Raw genomic sequence first — 15,204 nt, 5'->3', positions numbered from 1 at the left:
TTCCAGCCCGCTGACCCACGACAGGACCCCGAGCATTCGTCTGATTGCAAAGAACCGTACTTGATCGACCTAAACAGCTCCTGAGCGCATACGGGCTCCCGTCACCGCCCGTTTTCCGGCGACATGCCGACTACCTCGCAGATCGCACCGCCCACCGCCCGGGCACTCCGGCCCGCCGCCCCGCTCCTGGGATGAAATCAGTTGCCCCACACCACCCCTGACGCGCCCTCACTTCTGCCCGTCGCGCCAATCCCGATCCCGGGCATCCTCGCTGGCATTGCGCGCATGCACGATCTCCAAGGCCCGCTCGGCCGTCCGCTGATCCGGGTAGGGCCCCATCCGATCCCGGAACCAACACTGCTTCCCGTTCTCGGCCCGCTGATGCTTCAAGCAGTAGTACCACTTCTCCGCCATGCCCCCAGCATTGCACCACCATGATCACCGCACCGAGATTTCCGGCCATCCCGGCTCATGCGCAGTCGGTGCGGACCGGTGATCTATCCGTGAGCGCGCCCCTGCGTCGCCTCGACGTAGATCCGCATCCCCTCGCCGATCTTTCCGGCCGCGTTCTCCAACTGCTCGGGAGTCAGATGCTTGCCGAATGCGGCGGCGTCGAGGAGTTGCCCGCGAACCTGTTCGAGGTTCGTCCGTGCCCGGTCGAGGCGAGAACTGTCCGGCATGAGCGGAGACTACCTCGAATCGAACAAATTTTCGATAGCGAACCTCAAAGACGCAGGCAAGAGTTTCGGAGAACAGTCGAGGCTATCGATGAGCGAACCGACCGAGGCGGGGCACTGGCCGAGGCGGGGCGGGGCGGGGCCGGGCGCTGGCCGAGAAACGGCACTCCGGGCAGGCGGGGAGTTCGGGGGGCGAGAGCCCCGCCGAGCGGGTGTGGGGTTGCACCCCACAAAATAAAAGACGAGGAGCCCCTGTCCGCGCTTTCTGCGGACAGGGGCTCCTCGCGACGAGTGGCCAGGGCCGGGATCGAACCGGCGACCTTCCGCTTTTCAGGCGGACGCTCGTACCAACTGAGCTACCTGGCCGCAGGCACCGTGGTGAATGCCATACGCGAAACGCCGGATTGCTCCGGCGCTCACTTGCGACCCTGACGGGACTCGAACCCGCGACCTCCGCCGTGACAGGGCGGCGCGCTAACCAACTGCGCCACAGGGCCTTGCGTTACTTCCAACGATCCGAAGACCGTACCCCCTACGGGATTCGAACCCGCGCTACCGCCTTGAAAGGGCGGCGTCCTAGGCCGCTAGACGAAGGGGGCTCGCCCCGGATTTCTCCGGATCGGCTTCAACGGGTGTCCGTTGGGAGCTGGGATAGCTTATGACAGACCGGCCATGTTTCCCAAATCGGCTGTTCAGGCTCCCAATCCCAGCTCTTCCAGCCGGGCCTGGGCGCGCCAGCCGTCATTGCGGAACTTCTCCTCCCACTCTTGGGTGGCCATCGCCTCGACCACGACCTCGAGCGCTTCCTGGAACCGGGCGCGTAGATCGACCCCGTTGCCGAGGATGTCCACCAGGTAGCGCTGGCCGGCCAGCGCGGCGGAGAGGGTGCGAGTGAAGCGGTCCGGGTCGGCGTCGGAGCGCAGCTGCCCCTGATCGATGGCCCGGATCGCGAGCGCCCTGGTCGCGCGGCCGAGGATCCGGCCGCCACCGGTCTGCACATCGCGATAGAAGTCCGGTTCGATGATCAGCCGGAATTCGGCCTGCACGATGATGTCGTGCTCGAGCCGCAACGCCATCTCGTCGATCATCCCGTGCAGCACGTCGAGCGGACCGAGATCGGTTCTGGCAAGCCAACGTTCGGCCGATGCCCGGTATCGTTCGACCGCGGTATCGAGTACGGCGCGTGCCAGATCTTCCTTGGAATCGAAATGAAAGTACATGGCGCCCTTGGTGGCGCGTGAACCTTCCAATATGCGGTTGAGCGATGCAGCGGCATAGCCGCTCTTCCCGAACTCAACGGCGGCGGACCTGATTATCGCCGCGCGTGTCCGGCGGGCCCGCTCTTGCTGCCGTGCCATGCTCGAAACGCCTCCGAAGCCTACTCGCCGCCAAACGGTGCCCCCCAATGGAACGGACCCTTGGCGCGAAGTTATGAGTTTTATCAATACTTCAAACCGGGATTTCGCCCAGTTTCAAACTTTCGGTACGAAAACTTGCGGAAATCCTGAAACACACCAGCTGGTATAGTTTTCCTGCCCAGGTGCGCCGCAGGGGGTGCGCACCTGGGCATTACTTCGTCTCGGATCTGCCTCCCCCGGCGTCGACTCGTAGGAAGTCACGATCGGCCGTACCGGTCGCGACACGTTCGGGCACAACAACGATAAGCCGAATTCCGGATCGCCGGGTAAGTCGGCGATTCCTCCGTAATTCACCAAGTCGTCACCGTACCCGGATAGGCCATCCGACACGCGGCAAACCGAAGACTCGAGCGGACGAAACATCCGGATATCTGTTACAGCTAACATCGCGCAATCACGCGATCGAGCCGCTTTGATTTCCGAATTCGGCAGCGACGCAGCACCGTTCACCCGAGTCGACCAGCGCACCGATCGCCGCGGCGCCGACCGCGCGACACCGGCCAGCCGCCTCGCTGCGTCCCCCCGTGCGCTGACCCTACACCCCCCGCAAATCCAAAGACATTGGTACGCAACATGATTGGATGGTAGCCCGGCACGGGCGAAATGAACAAAGCTGGGCACCAAACGTTTCCCCGCAGCATCGCCGCGCCCACGCGCCGTGTTACCCGCTACACCAGCATGACTCGCCCCCGACCCCGGCAACCCCGAGCGAACCGAACCGCGGCCCACCCGCCGCGTCCCGCCCCCGGTTACCCGATCCGCGCCGAGCCAACTACACTGTCCCTCCGCGCCCCTATAGCTCAGTTGGTAGAGCTACGGACTTTTAATCCGCAGGTCGTAGGTTCGAGCCCTACTGGGGGCACCGCATCAGGCGTCCGGTTTCATACCGGACGCCTGAGTCTTTTTCGGTCCCTTCGCACACCCGACGTACGTCGGCACCGACCGCGAATCGGCACATTTGCGGGCAGGCTTTCCCATACCGCGGGCACGTCCCCGCACACCTGGGGACATCCCTCGATAACAGGTGGAGACGATGACGCCCTTCGATGATCTGCTCTCCCAAGTTCCCATTGCACAGCTCGCCGACAAGTTGGGTGTCGACCAACCCGCTGCGACGAATGCGGTAAAGGTGGCATTGCCGACCGCCTTCGGCGGATTACCGGCCAACGCGACCGAACCGGCGGCGCTCTGATCGGCGCGCTGGACCAGCACGGCGAACTCGTCGAAGGCGAGGGCGCGGCGGAAGTCGACAAGGTCGATATCGCCAGCGGGTCGAAGATCGTCGACAAGGTCTTCGGCGCGAAGCAGAACGCGGTGATCAGCGCGCTCGGCGCGACCGCGGGCACCGTCGGCAACGACCTGGTCGCCAAGCTGCTGCCAATGCTGGCTCCGTGCTGGCCCAGCGAGCAGTTGACCCGCGGCGGTGACGGCACGGCGGCGCCGCGGACACAGTCGGGCGGCGGCATCGGCGACATGCTCGGCGGCAGCAGCAACAGCGGCGGCAGCGGGGGCGCGATCGGAGAAGCGTTGGCCGAGAACGCAGGTGGTGCGCTCGGAAGCGCGCCGGACGGTCTTTTCTGGCGCAAACGCGGAAGCTCGCCCGCGCCGACACTCCCGACTCTGTGCGATGTCCCACGCTGGGCTAACGACTCTCGGGCCATAGCGATAGACCCCTCGCGCGAACCAACCACCTACACTCGGGATGGTTGTCGTACGCCAACGTTGGCGTATGACGTCTATCACGACGTGTTCTTTGTCGGCCGGATGCGTTTCGCATCACACCTACGGTGCCGTAAGGTATGGCCGCATCGACACGGTCTACCCAGGGGACTGACCAGCAAGAGCGCCACGCACACATGAAGGGCTTGTATATGGCAAGGGATCTGACTCAACTCGAGCTGCTCACGGAGTTGGAGCCGGTTGCCGAAGAAAACGTCAACCGGCACCTCTCCATGGCAAAGGAATGGCATCCGCACGACTATGTCCCGTGGGATGAAGGCCGCAACTTCGCGGCACTCGGCGGCGTGGACTGGGACCCCGAGCAGTCCCGACTGAACGAGGTCGCGAAGGCGGCCATGATCACGAATCTGCTGACCGAAGACAACCTGCCCTCCTACCACCGCGAGATCGCTGAGAACTTCTCCCAGGACGGCGCTTGGGGCACCTGGGTCGGCCGCTGGACGGCCGAGGAGAACCGCCACGGCATCGTCATGCGCGACTACCTCGTTGTCACCCGTGGCGTCGATCCCGTGGCGCTCGAGGAAGCGCGCATGGTCCACATGACCAACGGCTTCGCCTCCCCCACCGAGGCCGATGCGGGCTTCCTGCATTCGGTCGCGTACGTGACCTTCCAGGAGCTGGCCACCCGGGTCAGCCACCGCAATACCGGCAGGGTCTGCGACGATCCGATCGCCGACCGCATGCTGCAGCGCGTCGCCGCCGACGAGAACCTACACATGATCTTCTACCGCAACATGTGCGGCGCGGCCCTCGACCTGTCCCCCGACCAGGCGCTCGAGGCGATCACTCTGATCCTGGAGAACTTCCAGATGCCCGGCGCGGGTATGCCCAACTTCCGCCGCAACGGCGTGCTGATGGCCAAGCACGGCATCTACGACCTGCGCCAGCACCTCGAAGAGGTGGTGCAGCCGGTGCTCAAGAAGTGGAACATCTTCGAGCGCACCGACTTCACCGCGCGCGGTGAGGCCGTCCGCGAGCGGCTCGGTCTGTTCCTGGAGAAGCTGGGCCAGGACGTCATCAAGTTCGAAGAGCAGCGCGACCGCATGCTCGCCCGCGAGGCGAAGAAGCGGGAGCTGGCCGGGGTTGCCAGCTGATCTCGACCCCGCAAACGACAACGCGCCGCCGCCGGATTTCTCCGGCGGCGGCGCGTTTATATCCGGCAACGCCGATCTCGTCGGCGAGTTTTTAGGTTCAACCACCGAAACTCGCGGCGGCCCTACTTCATCGGCAGTGCGCCGTCGACACCGCCGACATCGGTGATCTTCCAATCCGAGTTCTTATCCAGTGCGACGTTGTAGGTCACCGTTGTCTGCGCGCCCTCTGGGCTCTGCGCATTCGTCGAACTCACATTTACGAACACGTCGACTTTGTAGACACCGCCTTGTTCCGACATCACCTTTGCGGTAATCGGCGCGGCGGTGGAGGTCCACTTCAACGGAACCAGAATCTGTTCGAGCTTGGGCGCGGTCGCATCGAACTTATTTGCCAGCTGCGGAACGGTATTTGCCTTCAGCTTGGCCACCCAGGACGGAATGTCCTGGTAATTGACGGTGGCCGCGCCGACCGCATATTCGCTGGCGACCTGTTCGGCCTTCTTATCCGCGGCCGCCCGATCCTTTTGCTCGGCGAGATCGCTGCGCGCCGACCACAGCAATCCGGTCAATATGCCGACTGCGATCACCAATGCACCGATTACGACGCCGGTGACCACGGTGGAGACGCGAATCGATACGGTTCCCGACTGCCGGTCCGACCGCTGCCCGGACGAATCGGCCTTCGTATCGGATGCCCTCGTCTCGGCAGTCTTGTCCGACTCCATACCGGAGTCGCCGTCCCCGGCTGATGCGGTGCCCTCGATCCGTTCCGTCATTCGCCCTCTCCGATGAGTGTGGTGGTCACGGGCGATACCCGCGAGTAACAGGCTACTGAGGGCGTCTGAGAAGGTCCTGGCACCCTCGGCGCACCGGGAGTGTGCAGCCAGCTCGAAAGCTATTCCGAATCCGCCGACGATCCGGCCGCAAACCTCGACACTGAAGGTATTGCCGCCGACGGCGCGCTGCGCCGACCGGCCACCGTCATAGGACCGTAGGAGGCCGAGGACATGTCCAACACATCGAAGGACAACGGGACGCTCACCGGCAAGGTCGTCGCGATCACCGGAGGGGCGCGCGGTATCGGACGCGCCACCGCCGAGGCATTCCTCGCGGCGGGCGCCGCGGTCGCGATCGGCGATATCGATGTCGAACTGGTGGCGAAGACGGCGGCGGAGTTGGGTGCGGATCCGGATGCCAAGATCGTCGGTCTGCCGCTCAATGTGACCGATCGCGCCGCCTTCGCCGCATTCCTCGACACCGTGGACAGCGAACTCGGGCCATTGGACGTACTCGTCAATAATGCCGGAATCATGCCGACCGGCCTGTTTGCTGATGAGGACGAGAAGATGACCGATCGGATCATCGATATCAACCTCAACGGGGTGATCCACGGCTCCCGGCTCGCGGTCCAACGGTTCAAGGACCGCGGCAGCGGACATCTGATCAATATCGCGTCCTTGGCCGGGACACAGGGCTTTCCGGGCCTGGCCACCTACTGTGCGACCAAACACGCGGTCGTCGGGTTCACCTCGGCGCTGCACCTGGAGATGAAGGAGCACGGTGTGCACGTCGGCGCGGTGCTGCCCGGCATCGTCCGCACCGAACTATCGGCCGGTGCCAATATGCCGAACTGGATCACACCGCTGACCACAGTGGATCCGGAGGATGTCGCGCAGGCGATCGTGCAATCGGTACGGACGAACAAGCCGCTGATCACCGTCCCGCGCAGACTCGCGGCCATTATCAAGTCGGCCCAGCTGCTGCCCTACCGCGCCCAGCTGCTCGTCGCCGAATTCACCGGCGCGACAACGGCCTATGCCCAGCCCGATCCCGCCGTACGCGAGATCTACCACCGCAGACTCCGCGACCAATAGGTCGTATCGCGCCGAACCGGCGTGCGCCAGCGCATATCGGACAGCGGTGGCATCGGCGCTGCCTCGGGGCGGATGAGACACTGGTGGGCGTGACTATTACCGCTGAGGCCAAGAGCATGCTGCGGATCGGGCCGTATCCGGTCGATCCGGCGGTGGTGCTCGCGCCGATGGCGGGCATTACGAATCTGGCGTTCCGCAAGCTGTGCCGGGAGTTCGGCAGCTCCACATCGATCTATGTGTGCGAGATGATCACCGCGCGCGCGGTGGTGGAGCGCAATGAGAAGACGCTGCACATGATGTCCTTCGACGAGGATGAGCATCCGCGCTCGATGCAGCTGTACGGCGTGGATCCGGCCACACTCGGCGAGGCCGTGCGGATCATTGTCGGCGAGGGTTGGGCCGATCACATCGATCTCAATCTCGGCTGCCCGGTACCGAAGGTCACCCGGCTGGGTGGCGGCGCGGCGCTGCCGTACAAGCGCGCGCTGTTCAGCAAGATCGTCAAGGCCATGGTCTCGGGTGCCGAACCGGCCGGTGTCCCGGTGACGGTGAAGTTCCGCATCGGCATCGACGATGACCACCTGACCTACCTGGACGCAGGCCGCATCGCCGAGGCCGAGGGTGCCAAGGCCGTCGCATTGCACGCCCGCACCGCCGCACAGCGCTATTCGGGCCACGCCGACTGGACCGCGATCGCCCGACTCAAGGAAGCCGTCACCACGATCCCGGTCCTCGGCAACGGCGATATCTTTTCCGCCGCCGACGCGGTACGCATGATGGACGAAACCGGTTGCGACGGAGTGGTTGTCGGGCGCGGCTGCCTCGGCCGCCCGTGGCTGTTCGCCGAACTGCAAGCGGCACTGCGCGGCGAAGCACTGCCCGAGGCGCCGAATCTCGGCCGGGTCGGCGAGGTGCTATATCGGCACGGCGCGCTGCTCGCCGAACATCTCGGCGAGGACAAGGCCATGCGCGATCTGCGCAAGCATATGGCCTGGTATCTGATGGGCTTCCCGGTCGGCGCCGAGCTGCGCCGCAGCTTCGCCACTGTGTCGAGTCTCACCCAATTGCAGGATCTCATCGGCGAACTCGACCCGACCGCACCGTTCCCCCGCGATGCCGAAGGTCCACGCGGCCGCCAGGGGTCACCGGGCAAGGTGGCGCTGCCGCACGGCTGGCTCGACGATCCGGACGATCCGGCCGTTCCAGCGGGTGCCGATCTGATGCACAGCGGCGGCTGACCCTTTCGAGCGACCTGCAAGCAGTCGCTACGGGATCCTTTCGAACGACCTGCAAGCAATCGCTACGGGATCGTCTCGTGCAAGGTGCATCGGTCACACCGGCGCGATCGGTGCGCACTCGAAATGAAATACGATCGTCAAAAACCCTCCCACCAGCGCGCACGCAGTTCCGAAACACCTCTGCGGCCTGTTGATTTCGCACTGGGCTGGCTCGCCGTGGCGGAATCGTTATCATTGGCGGAATCGGTCATGCCGGTCGAAAGCGGCCGAAACGGCAGCAGAGACGAAAAGCGAGGTTCGTTAGTGGGTGACGATCGGCACGGGCAGTCGCCACGGCCCGGAGGTCGCGCCCCGTGGGAGCGCTATCCCACGGCGGATAACACCGACCGGGACGGCGCACGGTCGTCCCGCAGAGCCCGACATAACGATTCCGAACCCGGCTCGGCCCCGCTGACGGTTCAGGACCTGGTCCAGAAGGTCGACAACGAACGCTCCGGACGCAGGCGGCGGTCCGAGAGCGCCGCTCCGAACCCCCCGGAATCCGCCCCGTCCCGGTCCGCGGACTCCGCGCGCCAGTCCGATATGCCGCCGCGCAAATCGAGTGCCCCTGCCGGACGTCAGGCGGACACACCGCCGCGCACATCGGGCATGCCAGCCGGTCGCAAAGCCGACGCACCGCCCCGCACGTCGGGCATGCCAGCCGGGCCGAAAGCGGACGCACCGCCTCGCACGTCGGGCATCCCGGCCGGACGCAAAGCCGACGCACCGCCCCGCACATCGGGCATGCCAGCCGGGCCGAAAGCGGACGCGCCATCGCGCACGTCGGGCATCCCGGCCGGACGCAAGGCCGACGCACCGCCCCGCACATCGAGTACCCCAGCGGCCAGCAAGGCGGACGCGCCGCCTCGCGCGTCCGGCACCACTCGCAGAGCCGGGTCCTCCGCGGTTGTCGACGACATCGCGGGTACCTCGACGGCCGCCCACCCCGCGAAGCGCCGTACCGCGACCGCGTCCGGCGAGAATGAGCCGCCCGAGGTCGTCACCGATGTCATTCCCCCGGTCGAGGACACACCGCCCGCCAAAAAGCGCGCCAACGGCTGGCCGACCACCGATTCGGAGGCCCCCAAGACGGCCGCGGCATCGACCCGCGTCGGCCTGTCCCGGCTCGCTGCGAGTCGGCAGCGCCGCAGTAAGCGGCTGCAACTGGCGGGCCGGGCCACCATGACGATCTGCGCGGTGGTCTCGCTCCTGGTTACCGGCGCGGGCTGGAGCTATCTGCGTTCGACCGCCAACGGCTTCACCCAGGTCTCCGCGCTCGACGACCATCCCGAGGATGTCGTCGACTCGGGCGCACAGCTCGGCGATGAGAACTTCCTCCTCGTTGGAACCGACACCCGTGTGGGAGCCAACGGTCAGGTGGGTGCGGGGTCGACCGACGATGCCGAAGGCTCGCGCGCTGACACTGTCATGCTGGTCAATATCCCAAAGAACAGGTCACGGGTCGTGGTCGTCTCATTCCCGCGCGATCTCGATGTCACGCGGCCGCAGTGCAATGGCTGGGACAACGACAAGGTCGCGTACACCAACGAGGTCTTCCCCTCGGCAATGGGTGACAAGCTGAACGCTGTCTATGCCCTCGGCGGACCGAAGTGCTTGGTGAATGTGATCCGAAAGATGACCGGTCTGACGATCGGGCACTTCATCAGCATCGACTTCGCCGGATTCGAGGCGATGGTCGACCAGGTGGGCGGGGTCGACGTGTGCGCCACGAAGCCGATCGTCGACGGGATCCTCGGCACGGTTTTGGAGAACCCGGGTAGGCAGCACATCAATGGTGAGACTGCACTCAACTATGTGCGAGCCAGGCATGTCTACGGCGAGGAGCGTAGCGACTACGACCGAATCAACCGCCAGCAGCGGTTCCTCGCCTCGCTGCTACGCGGCGCGCTATCCAGCAAGGTGCTGTTCGACCCTGGCAAGCTGCGCGGGTTCATAGATGCATTCACCAAACACACCTGGGTAGACAAGGTCGATACAAGCGACCTGCTGACGCTCGGTCGCTCACTGCAGAAGGTGGATGCGGGCGCGGTCACCTTCCTGACCATCCCCACCGCAGGCACCACCTCATACGGCAATGAGATCCCCCGCGAGTCCGATATCAAGGCGATCTTCCGCGCCGTCATCGATGACCAGCCACTGCCGGGCGAGAAGAAGTCGGCTCCGGCCCCCGGATCGATCCCGTCGGCCCAACCGGCGCCGCCGAAGCTGTTCGCGGTCGATCCGGGCACGGTGTCGCTGCTGGTCTCCAATGGTTCGGGGACGCCGGGCGTGGCCAATAAGGCGGCGACCAAACTCGGCAACCAGGGCTTCCAGATCTACAACACCGGCAATTACTCCGGCGGGAATTCCGAGGTCGCCACCAAGGTCCGCTTCGGGTCCGGCCATGAGGCCGAGGCGGCCACGGTGGCCAGCTCCCTGCCCGGGGCGACCCTGGAGGAAGCGAAGGATCTCGGCGGCATCGTCGAGGTTGTGATCGGCGCCGACTACGCGGGCACCGTGAAGACTCCGACGCCGGTCGGTGATCCGATCTCGAATGTGTCGGTCACGGTATCGAGTGCGGCACCGGTCACACTGCCCTCGGATCTGGAGCACGTCAACGCCGCCGACGACACCTGCAAGTAGCTCGCCGAAATCTCCGGCCAGCCGACTCAGACCTGGCCACTGCAACAGCCGTGGCCTCGGATCACGCACTGCTGCAACAATATTCGCTTCAGCGATGATCATCGCGGGGTAGAGTGAGCACGGTTACAACACACAGGGAGGGGTTTCAGTGCTACGCAAACTAACCTTCACCGCAGCCGCATCAGCGGCCGCTCTGACGTTGCTCGCAGGGCCAGCGCAAGCCGAAAAGCCGGATTGGGCTACGAACTGGCATAAGTCTCCGACTTACCAACAGTGCGAGGAAGACCGGAGAAGCACTGCACACCTAGGAATCCGGGTCAGTGACAACTGCGAGTACGACGGCGGCGAAAGCTATCAATACTGGACCTAAGCAGTGGCAGGCGTAGACAATCGAGCCTGATCCGGGCTGAACTCCCGTGTGGGTACGCGGTTTCCGCACGCTCACACGGGAGTTCTGTGCAAGGCGAACAGTCGTGTATGCACCCACGAGCCACGTCATAGTCAGGCAGATCACATTTCGTGCCAGTTCTGGGCGCACTGATACCGCCGACGACACCTGCAAGTAGGTATGGCCCCGAACTGGGGCAACACCGTCGCTAATGTTCGGCACCACCCATTAACCCTGCGTTGGTGACTAGGTCAGCAGTGGGCACTAATGTCTGATTTCATGCGTGTCATCTACAACGAGCAAATGGCCGATCTTGCCCACCTGCTGGGCGAGATGGCTGGTCTGGCGGGTTCGGCGATGGACCGGGCCACCCAGTCACTGCTCCAGGCCGACCTCACCCTGGCTGAGTCGGTGATCAGCGAGGACGACCGAATCTCCGAAATGATCACCGACGCCGAGGAGAAGGCGTTTGCCCTGCTTGCGCTGCAGGCACCGGTGGCGGGCGATCTGCGGCAGGTCGTGAGTGCGATCCAGATCGTCCAGGATGTGAACCGAATGGGCGCGCTGGCGCTGCACGTCGCCAAGGTGACCCGTAGGCGCCACCCCAATCACGCGCTCCCCGAGGCGGTGAACGGCTACTTCGCCGAGATGGGCCGCATCGCGGTGAATATGGGCGAGAGCGCCAGGGAGGTGCTCGAGACTCGCGATCCCGAGCGCGCCGCCCAGCTCAATGAGGACGACGAGGCGATGGACGATCTGCACCGTCACCTGTTCACCCTGCTGATGGACCGCGACTGGAAGTACGGGGTCGCCGCGGCCGTCGACGTGACGCTGCTCGGCCGCTACTACGAGCGCTTCGCCGACCACGCGGTGGAGATCGGCCGTCGCGTGATCTTCCTGGTCACCGGCGTGCTGCCGCCGGACGCCGACGCCGAGGCCTGATCCCGGCGAACCGCTCGCCGGACCAAGCAAAACCAGGGCACGCACGCGAACATCCCCGCAACGGGACAAGGCACGCCCGCGCCGTCGCTCCGATCGCCGGATCCACTGGATCCAGGCGCAAACCGGGGACGACGGCGCGGCGTTCATACAGCTCGAACAAGTTACATTTGCCGACAGAGCAAAAAGGCCCGCGCCGTAGCGCGGGCCTTTCCCATTTCAGCCGGTTCCACTGATTTCGCGAGCCCATGGGTAACCCGCCGGGTACGGGCTCAGGTGCTCCGCCAGCCGCCAACGTCACCTTCGGGCACCTGAGTCCGGCGCCTGAAGGTGCGGGGAGGCGGGGGAGCCGCTATCCGAAGCGACCGGAGATGTAGTCCTCTGTCGCCTTCTGGCCCGGGTTGGAGAAGATCTTCTCGGTATCGTCGATCTCGATCAGCTTGCCCGGCTTGCCCTGCGCCTCCAGGTTGAAGAAGCCGGTCTGATCACTCACGCGCGCGGCCTGCTGCATGTTGTGGGTGACGATGACGATGGTGAATTCCTTCTTCAGCTCGGTGATCAGGTCCTCGATCGCCAGGGTGGAGATCGGGTCCAGCGCCGAACATGGCTCGTCCATCAGCAGCACATCGGGCGATACCGCGATCGCACGCGCGATGCACAGACGCTGCTGCTGACCACCGGAGAGGCCGCCACCCGGCTTATCGAGACGGTCCTTGACCTCGTTCCAGAGGTTGGCGCCCCGCAACGAGCGCTCGGCGACCTCGTCGAGCTCCTTCTTGTTGCGCACACCCTGCAGCTTGAGCCCGGCCACCACATTGTCGCGAATCGACATGGTGGGGAACGGGTTCGGGCGCTGGAACACCATGCCGATGGTGCGGCGCACGCCGACCGGGTCGACCTGCGAGCCGTAGATGTCCTCGCCGTCGAGCAGCACCGCGCCCTCGACGCGGGCATTCGGGGTCACCTCGTGCATCCGGTTGAGCGAACGCAGCACGGTGGACTTACCGCAACCGGACGGGCCGATGAAGGCGGTCACGCTGCGCGGCAATACCGACAGCTTGACATCGGCAACCGCGTGGAATTTGCCGTAGTAGATGTTCAGGTCTTTGACGTCGATCCGCTTGGCCATCTGAATATCCGTTTCGCTGTAATGAATTTGCATGAGCCGGGGGCCCTACGTGATTACGCAAGCCGCCTCCTCCGGGCCTGACCCGCTCATGCGGTCATCGGTTCCGCGTGAGCAGCTTGTTGACGACCGCGGCCGCCGCGTACAGCAGGGCGATCAGCAGGATGAGCGTCAGCGCCGCACCCCACACCCGCGCCCGGCCCGCAGGCTCCGGATTCGCCAACTCTTGGTAGATCAACAGCGGCAGCGAGGCCATATTGCCGTCGAAGAGGTTGGTGTTGATCGACTTGCTGTAGCCGACGAGCACCAGCACCGGAGCGGTCTCACCCATCACGCGGGCCAGTGAGAGCAGGATGCCGCTGATCATGCCGGGCGCCGCGGTCGGTACGACGATCCGAACAATGGTCTTCCACTTCGGAATTCCGAGTGCGTAGGACGCCTCGCGCAATTCGTCGGGCACCAGCTTCAGCATTTCCTCGGTGCTGCGGATCACCACCGGCAGCATCAGCAGCACCAGGGCCAGCGATACCGCGAACGAGCTCTGCGGGAAGCCGAATGTCGCGATCCACAGCGCGAAGATGAACAGGGCCGCGACGATGGACGGCACACCCGCGAGGATGTCCACCATGAAGGTGGTCACCTTGGCAAGCACGCCACGTCCGTATTCGACCAGGTACACCGCGGCCATGATGCCCAGCGGCACCGCGATGATCGCGGCGACGAGGGTCTGCACGATGGTGCCGTAGATCGCGTGATACACACCGCCACCGGTCTGATCCGGCAGGATGCCCTTCTGCGATTTCTGCCACCAGTCCGGCGAGACGACAGATTCGAGGCCCTTCGACACCACCATGAACAGCACCCAGACCAGCGGCACGAGTGCGATGGCGAAGCAGAGCCAGACCACTCCGGTGGCGATATTGTTCTTGATCCGGCGGGCCGTGCTGACATGCCGGAAGGTGGGTGCCTTGACCGGCTTGTCGAGAGTCGTGGTGGTCATTACCCGTTCACCCTTCCACCGGATACGAGCCGCGCGAGCGCATTGACGATGAAGGTCAGTGCAAAGAGCACGAAGCCAGCCGCGATATAGGCACCGGTCGGCAGTGGCTGACTGAATTCCGAAGCGGCGGCAGCGATTTTGGAGGCGAAGGTGTAGCCGCCGTCGAACAGCGACCAGTGTCCGGCCTGCGCCGAGGTGCGCAGAATGACCAGCACCGCGATCGTCTCACCGAGCGCACGGCCGAGGCCGAGCATGGATCCGGCGATCACACCGCTGCGGCCATAGGGCAGCACCGTCATCCGGACCATCTCCCATTTGGTCGCGCCGAGCGCCTGCGCTGCCTCGATGTGCGAGATGGGCGTCAGGTTGAAGACCTCACGGGAGACCGAGGTGATGATCGGCAGGATCATTACCGCGAGCACCACGCCCGCGGTGAAGATGGTGCCGCCGCCGGAGATCGACACATTGCCGTCGGAGAACAGGAAGAACCAGCCGAGCTTGTCGTTGAGGAAGGTCTCGACGGGTTCCAATCGTGGCGCGAGCACCAGGAAGCCCCACAGACCGAACACGATCGACGGCACCGCCGCCAGCAGATCGACGAGCATTGCGAACGGACGCGCCATCGGCTTCGGCGAATAGTGGGTCAGGAACAGCGCGATGCCGACACCGATCGGCACCGCGATCACCAGTGCCAGTACCGAGCTCAGCACCGTGACCATGAGCAGGTCCCGAATGCCGAACCGCAGATGGTCGGCATTGGTGGTGCTGAACTCGGTGCTGGTGAAGAAGTTCGCCTCGTTCGCCATGATCGAGGGCCAGGCCCGGATCAGGAGGAACAGGGCGATCAGCGCGATGGCCGCCACGACCGTCGCACCCGCCGCGGTCGCTAGCGACCGGAAGACGACCTCGGCCCCTTGGCTGTGGCCTTTCCTTGCCTTCGCGGCAGCCGGATCCTTCGGTGAGGCCGGTTCGGTGCTCGGTTCACTCGACATAGGGGCAGTATCTCCAGCCGCCCGCGGGCCAGTCGA

Annotated in this window: 14 protein-coding genes and 4 tRNA genes; 8 read left to right on the top strand and 10 right to left on the bottom strand. The window is 64.8% G+C overall.

Annotated features, from left to right (window positions below; genetic code table 11):
• Positions 1 to 228: 228 nt before the first annotated feature.
• The 6 genes from ABZ293_RS18080 to ABZ293_RS18055 form a co-directional block, all read right to left on the bottom strand.
• Positions 229 to 414: a hypothetical protein gene (locus tag ABZ293_RS18080; RefSeq protein ID WP_355181860.1), complete on the bottom strand. Its 186-nt coding sequence runs from the start codon at positions 412 to 414 to the stop codon at positions 229 to 231.
• Positions 415 to 497: 83 nt separating this feature from the next.
• Entirely contained in the window at positions 498 to 680 is a 183-nt protein-coding gene (locus ABZ293_RS18075) for a DUF6374 family protein (RefSeq protein WP_355181858.1), read from the bottom strand.
• A 289-nt stretch (positions 681 to 969) separates the two neighbouring features.
• Positions 970 to 1,043: transfer RNA gene (locus ABZ293_RS18070), tRNA-Phe, on the bottom strand.
• Between the two features lie 57 nt (positions 1,044 to 1,100).
• Positions 1,101 to 1,174, bottom strand: a tRNA-Asp gene (locus ABZ293_RS18065).
• A 29-nt stretch (positions 1,175 to 1,203) separates the two neighbouring features.
• A tRNA-Glu gene (locus tag ABZ293_RS18060) sits at positions 1,204 to 1,276 on the bottom strand.
• Between the two features lie 93 nt (positions 1,277 to 1,369).
• Entirely contained in the window at positions 1,370 to 2,035 is a 666-nt protein-coding gene (locus tag ABZ293_RS18055) for a TetR/AcrR family transcriptional regulator (RefSeq protein WP_355181856.1), read from the bottom strand.
• Between the two features lie 849 nt (positions 2,036 to 2,884).
• Between ABZ293_RS18055 and ABZ293_RS18050 the strand changes: the two genes are divergently transcribed.
• The 4 genes from ABZ293_RS18050 (at position 2,885) to ABZ293_RS18035 (ending at position 4,929) form a co-directional block, all read left to right on the top strand.
• Positions 2,885 to 2,957: transfer RNA gene (locus ABZ293_RS18050), tRNA-Lys, on the top strand.
• 171 nt (positions 2,958 to 3,128) lie between these two features.
• Positions 3,129 to 3,287 carry a DUF937 domain-containing protein gene (locus ABZ293_RS18045; protein WP_355181854.1) on the top strand — a complete coding sequence of 53 codons (159 nt, stop codon included), beginning with the start codon at positions 3,129 to 3,131 and terminating at the stop codon, positions 3,285 to 3,287.
• Positions 3,230 to 3,955, top strand: a complete 726-nt coding sequence (locus ABZ293_RS18040; RefSeq protein WP_355181942.1) for a DUF937 domain-containing protein — start codon at positions 3,230 to 3,232, stop codon at positions 3,953 to 3,955. Before ABZ293_RS18045 ends, ABZ293_RS18040 begins: the two co-directional genes overlap by 58 nt.
• A gap of 11 nt (positions 3,956 to 3,966) precedes the next feature.
• Positions 3,967 to 4,929 carry an acyl-ACP desaturase gene (locus ABZ293_RS18035; RefSeq protein WP_354961786.1) on the top strand — a complete coding sequence of 321 codons (963 nt, stop codon included), beginning with the start codon at positions 3,967 to 3,969 and terminating at the stop codon, positions 4,927 to 4,929.
• Positions 4,930 to 5,051: 122 nt separating this feature from the next.
• On the opposite strand, the gene ABZ293_RS18030 is transcribed toward ABZ293_RS18035, so the two are convergent.
• Complete coding sequence (locus ABZ293_RS18030; protein ID WP_355181852.1) at positions 5,052 to 5,705, bottom strand: hypothetical protein; 654 nt, start codon at positions 5,703 to 5,705, stop codon at positions 5,052 to 5,054.
• Positions 5,706 to 5,936: 231 nt separating this feature from the next.
• On the opposite strand from ABZ293_RS18030, the gene ABZ293_RS18025 reads away from it, so the two are divergent.
• The 4 genes from ABZ293_RS18025 (at position 5,937) to phoU (ending at position 12,053) form a co-directional block, all read left to right on the top strand.
• Positions 5,937 to 6,803, top strand: a complete 867-nt coding sequence (locus ABZ293_RS18025; RefSeq protein WP_355181850.1) for an SDR family oxidoreductase — start codon at positions 5,937 to 5,939, stop codon at positions 6,801 to 6,803.
• A gap of 116 nt (positions 6,804 to 6,919) precedes the next feature.
• Positions 6,920 to 8,041, top strand: coding sequence for a tRNA dihydrouridine synthase DusB (gene dusB / locus ABZ293_RS18020; protein WP_355181940.1), 1,122 nt, complete (start codon positions 6,920 to 6,922; stop codon positions 8,039 to 8,041).
• 303 nt (positions 8,042 to 8,344) lie between these two features.
• Positions 8,345 to 10,723 carry an LCP family protein gene (locus ABZ293_RS18015; RefSeq protein WP_355181848.1) on the top strand — a complete coding sequence of 793 codons (2,379 nt, stop codon included), beginning with the start codon at positions 8,345 to 8,347 and terminating at the stop codon, positions 10,721 to 10,723.
• A 667-nt stretch (positions 10,724 to 11,390) separates the two neighbouring features.
• On the top strand, positions 11,391 to 12,053 hold the full coding sequence (gene phoU, locus ABZ293_RS18010; RefSeq protein ID WP_355181846.1) for a phosphate signaling complex protein PhoU: 663 nt from the start codon (positions 11,391 to 11,393) through the stop codon (positions 12,051 to 12,053).
• 349 nt (positions 12,054 to 12,402) lie between these two features.
• On the opposite strand, the gene pstB is transcribed toward phoU, so the two are convergent.
• The 3 genes from pstB to pstC form a co-directional block, all read right to left on the bottom strand.
• Entirely contained in the window at positions 12,403 to 13,179 is a 777-nt protein-coding gene (pstB, locus tag ABZ293_RS18005; RefSeq protein ID WP_355181844.1) for a phosphate ABC transporter ATP-binding protein PstB, read from the bottom strand.
• A gap of 94 nt (positions 13,180 to 13,273) precedes the next feature.
• Positions 13,274 to 14,176, bottom strand: a complete 903-nt coding sequence (pstA, locus tag ABZ293_RS18000) for a phosphate ABC transporter permease PstA (protein ID WP_355181842.1) — start codon at positions 14,174 to 14,176, stop codon at positions 13,274 to 13,276.
• Complete coding sequence (gene pstC, locus ABZ293_RS17995) at positions 14,176 to 15,168, bottom strand: phosphate ABC transporter permease subunit PstC (protein ID WP_355181840.1); 993 nt, start codon at positions 15,166 to 15,168, stop codon at positions 14,176 to 14,178. Before pstC ends, pstA begins: the two co-directional genes overlap by 1 nt.
• Positions 15,169 to 15,204 lie beyond the last annotated feature (36 nt).

The sequence above is a fragment of the Nocardia sp. NPDC005998 genome, from assembly GCF_040614395.1.
Taxonomy (GTDB): domain Bacteria; phylum Actinomycetota; class Actinomycetes; order Mycobacteriales; family Mycobacteriaceae; genus Nocardia.
Note: the sequence above shows the minus strand (reverse complement) of the source record. Positions and strands in the feature narration are given on the sequence as shown.

Coding starts and splice junctions, on each gene's coding strand:
- ABZ293_RS18035 (WP_354961786.1), top strand. CDS start 3,967: ATGGCAAGGGATCTGACTCAACTCGAGCTGCTCACGGAGTTGGAGCCG.
- ABZ293_RS18030 (WP_355181852.1), bottom strand. CDS start 5,705: ATGACGGAACGGATCGAGGGCACCGCATCAGCCGGGGACGGCGACTCC.
- ABZ293_RS18025 (WP_355181850.1), top strand. CDS start 5,937: ATGTCCAACACATCGAAGGACAACGGGACGCTCACCGGCAAGGTCGTC.
- phoU (WP_355181846.1), top strand. CDS start 11,391: ATGCGTGTCATCTACAACGAGCAAATGGCCGATCTTGCCCACCTGCTG.
- dusB (WP_355181940.1), top strand. CDS start 6,920: ATGCTGCGGATCGGGCCGTATCCGGTCGATCCGGCGGTGGTGCTCGCG.
- ABZ293_RS18080 (WP_355181860.1), bottom strand. CDS start 414: ATGGCGGAGAAGTGGTACTACTGCTTGAAGCATCAGCGGGCCGAGAAC.
- pstA (WP_355181842.1), bottom strand. CDS start 14,176: ATGACCACCACGACTCTCGACAAGCCGGTCAAGGCACCCACCTTCCGG.
- pstC (WP_355181840.1), bottom strand. CDS start 15,168: ATGTCGAGTGAACCGAGCACCGAACCGGCCTCACCGAAGGATCCGGCT.
- ABZ293_RS18075 (WP_355181858.1), bottom strand. CDS start 680: ATGCCGGACAGTTCTCGCCTCGACCGGGCACGGACGAACCTCGAACAG.
- ABZ293_RS18045 (WP_355181854.1), top strand. CDS start 3,129: ATGACGCCCTTCGATGATCTGCTCTCCCAAGTTCCCATTGCACAGCTC.
- ABZ293_RS18055 (WP_355181856.1), bottom strand. CDS start 2,035: ATGGCACGGCAGCAAGAGCGGGCCCGCCGGACACGCGCGGCGATAATC.
- pstB (WP_355181844.1), bottom strand. CDS start 13,179: ATGGCCAAGCGGATCGACGTCAAAGACCTGAACATCTACTACGGCAAA.